This window comes from Nocardia carnea (assembly GCF_029869215.1).
GTDB lineage: Bacteria > Actinomycetota > Actinomycetes > Mycobacteriales > Mycobacteriaceae > Nocardia > Nocardia carnea_B.
On the sequence record NZ_JARWPM010000070.1, the window covers coordinates 1 to 3439 of the forward strand.

Here is a 3439-nt window from a genome sequence, read left to right on the forward strand (position 1 = left end):
CCCCCCCGCCCCCCCCCCCCCCCCCCCCCCCCCCCCCCCCCCCCCCCCCCCCCCCCCCCCCCCCCCCCCCCCCCCCCCCCCCACACCACCACCCCCCCCCCCCCCCCCCCCCCCCCCCCCCCCCCCCCCCCCCCCCCCCCCCCCCCCCCCGATTCTCGTGTCTCGCCCATTCGGGGCCCGCGTAGCCCGTCAGGTTCGATGACCTCGTGTTACCGAGACATCCGCGTGCCATTTGTAAACTGGTTCGTGGTTGAATGGCGAGGGGCGCATCGGCCGAGCCGAGCCGGCGATCGCCTCGGATGAGCGAAGGGATGTGCGGCATTGCAGACCGGAATGGTGCTTGCGATCATTCTGGTTGTCGTGCTGGTCGCACTAGCTCTTATTTCGACATACCGCCTGGTCATGCTGCGGCGCGGTGGTACTGCGGCCATTCTGCGCGTACTGCCCGCGCGGGGCGGGGAACGCTGGCGCCACGGCGTCATCCGCTACGACGAGGATCATCTCGTCTTCTTCAAACTCACCAGCCTCAAACTCGGCGCCGATTCGGTGATCCGGCGGCGCGGGATCGAGATCGGTGATCGCCGCGGCCCACGAGGTGACGAGTACGACATCATGACCGACGAGATCTCGGTGGTCGGTGTATCGGATCGCAATGGGGATTACGAACTGGCGCTCGATCGCGCCGCCCTCACCGCGTTCCTGTCGTGGGTCGAATCACGTCCTTCCGAACGCGCCCGCCGACTGCGCGGCCACTGACCGGCGTACCTGCGGCCGGCGGCGCGAAGGCGCAGTACCGGTAACCGGGTCGGTACCGCGGTGAGCGTTTAGGGTGGGTCCTGTGAGCGTGCATCTGACGCGGATCTACACCCGAACCGGCGACGACGGGACCACCGGCCTCAGCGACTTCTCCCGGGTCGCCAAAACCGATACCCGGCTGGTCGCCTATGCCGACTGCGACGAGGCGAACGCGGCGCTCGGTGTGGCGATTGCGCTCGGCAACCCCGGCGACCAGCTGGTGGCGGTATTACGCCGTATCCAGAACGATCTCTTCGACGCCGGCGCGGATCTGTCGACGCCGGTGGTGCCGGACCCGAAATATCCGCCGCTGCGCATCACCGAGGCCTATATCGAACGCCTGGAAACCTGGTGTGACGAATTCAATGCCGAACTGGCGCCGCTACATTCGTTCATCCTGCCCGGCGGTACCCCGCTCGCCGCGCTGTTGCACACCGCGCGCACCGTTGTACGCCGGGCCGAGCGCTCGGCGTGGGCGGCGGTGGAGTCCCATCCCGGCGATACGAGTGTGCTGCCGGCGAAATACCTCAACCGGTTGTCGGATCTGTTGTTCATCCTCAGCCGCTACACCAACCCCGAGGGCGATGTGCTCTGGCAGCCCGGCGGCGGCCGGACGGAGACCGACGGGACCGCCGGTAACGAGGCCGGATCGGATCCCGGTACGTCGTCGGGATCCTGAGGCGGTACCGGTTCCGGCGGTGACGGCCGGATCGACCGGCCGCGGGCCGGTGTCCGGTTCTTCTCCCGGGCGTATTCGCGCGACCGACGTACTCGCGCGCACGTCCGAGCTCTATCCTTGCACTCACTGGTGCGCCGAATACTCGGAGAGGCGGCATGGAACGGTTTTTGGTAACTGGCGGCAACCGGCTGGTCGGTGAGGTCTCGGTCGGAGGCGCCAAGAACAGCGTCCTGAAGCTGATGGCCGCTGCCCTGCTCACCGAAGGCACCACCACCATCACGAACTGCCCGGATATCCTGGATGTCCCCCTGATGGCGGAGGTCCTGCGCGGTCTCGGCTGCGATGTCACCATCACCGGCGACGTCGTCACCATCGACACTCCGGCCGAACCCAAATATCACGCCGATTTTCCGGCGGTGACCCAGTTCCGGGCCTCGGTCTGTGTACTCGGCCCGTTGATGGCCCGGTGTAAACGCGCGGTGGTCGCGCTGCCCGGTGGTGACGCGATCGGTTCGCGTCCGCTCGATATGCACCAGGCGGGCCTGCGCCTGCTGGGCGCGACGAGCGAAATCGAGCACGGCTGTGTCGTGGCGCGCGCCGACGAACTGCAGGGCGCGCGGATCCGGCTCGACTTCCCCTCGGTGGGTGCCACCGAGAACATCTTGATGGCCGCGGTCCTCGCCCAAGGGGAGACGGTGATCGACAACGCCGCGCGGGAACCCGACATCGTCGATCTGTGCACGATGCTCACCCAGATGGGAGCTCGTATCCGAGGTGCCGGCACGTCGGTGCTGACCATCCAGGGCGTCAAACGGCTCTCGCCGACCACACATCGGGTGATCGGCGACCGTATCGTCGCCGCGACCTGGGGTATCGCCGCGGCCATGACGATGGGCGATGTCCGGGTGAGCGGAGTGAACCCACAGCATCTGGCACTGGTCCTGGACAAACTGCGCTCGGCCGGCGCGCGTATTTCGTTCGAACAGGACGGTTTCCGGGTGATCCAGGCCGACCGGCCGCGGGCGGTGAACTTCTCGACCCTGCCCTTCCCGGGATTCCCGACCGATCTGCAACCGATGGCGATCGGGCTCGCATCGATCGCCGACGGTACGTCGATGATCACGGAGAACGTATTCGAAGCACGGTTCCGGTTCGTCGAAGAGATGATCCGGCTGGGCGCCGACGCCCGGACCGACGGGCACCATGCCGTGGTCCGTGGAATCCCGCGGTTGTCCAGTGCGCCGGTCTGGTCGTCCGATATTCGTGCCGGCGCGGGACTGGTGCTGGCCGGACTCGTCGCCGACGGGGTCACAGAGGTCCACGATGTATTCCACATCGATCGCGGATATCCGGCCTTCGTGGAAAAGCTGCAGGCGCTCGGGGCTCAGGTGGAACGGGTGGGTACGCCGGCATGAGAGTTTCCGGGCTGCGGGGTGTGTCGGTGCATTACGAAAGCTTCGCGATTTACCCACTCTGACCAGGCGATTTGACATCGAATTAGATGCCACGTAACTTTATCCAAGTCAGAGCGACACGGACACCGACCCGGGGCCCGGAGCGAGGCGGAAACGCCGAGCCGGAGGGACCAGGGAAACGAGGTAGGACGAGGAGCGCCTGGCGATCACACTGGCTCGGCCGGAAGCCCCGATTTGCAATCGGGAAAACGGATGAGCTAAGCTTGAGAAGTTGCCTCACGGAAGCACCGGCTAGCCCGGATGTCGAAGTGTGTGCGTGTGTTCTTTGAGAACTCAATAGTGTGTTGATGAATGTCAGTGCCAAATATTTGATTTGGTTTCGGTTCTTCATACCCCCGTGTGGAGGATCGAACATTTGAGTCAGCTAAATTCCAGCTGGCGATTGTTTTGCTAGGTTTTCGGACTCTAGTTTGTACTTTTGATTGCGCCCTTTCGGGGTGTGATTGTGAGTCTTCAACGGAGAGTTTGATCCTGGCTCAGGACGAACGCT

General features: G+C 65.4%; 3 protein-coding genes. All 3 read left to right on the forward strand.

Annotated features, from left to right (window positions below):
• Nucleotides 1-333: 333 nt before the first annotated feature.
• The 3 genes from QH276_RS03295 to murA all read left to right on the forward strand — a co-directional run bounded on the left by QH276_RS03295 (nt 334) and on the right by murA (nt 2889).
• The gene (locus QH276_RS03295) at nt 334-756 is read left to right on the forward strand and encodes a DUF2550 domain-containing protein (RefSeq protein ID WP_280396662.1); all 423 of its coding nucleotides are present in this window, start codon (nt 334-336) and stop codon (nt 754-756) included.
• Nucleotides 757-838: 82 nt separating this feature from the next.
• The gene (locus QH276_RS03300; protein WP_280396661.1) at nt 839-1474 is read left to right on the forward strand and encodes a cob(I)yrinic acid a,c-diamide adenosyltransferase; all 636 of its coding nucleotides are present in this window, start codon (nt 839-841) and stop codon (nt 1472-1474) included.
• Nucleotides 1475-1629: 155 nt separating this feature from the next.
• On the forward strand, nt 1630-2889 hold the full coding sequence (murA, locus tag QH276_RS03305; RefSeq protein ID WP_280396660.1) for a UDP-N-acetylglucosamine 1-carboxyvinyltransferase: 1260 nt from the start codon (nt 1630-1632) through the stop codon (nt 2887-2889).
• Nucleotides 2890-3439: the final 550 nt, after the last annotated feature.

Coding starts and splice junctions, on each gene's coding strand:
- murA (WP_280396660.1), top strand. CDS start 1,630: ATGGAACGGTTTTTGGTAACTGGCGGCAACCGGCTGGTCGGTGAGGTC.
- QH276_RS03295 (WP_280396662.1), top strand. CDS start 334: ATGGTGCTTGCGATCATTCTGGTTGTCGTGCTGGTCGCACTAGCTCTT.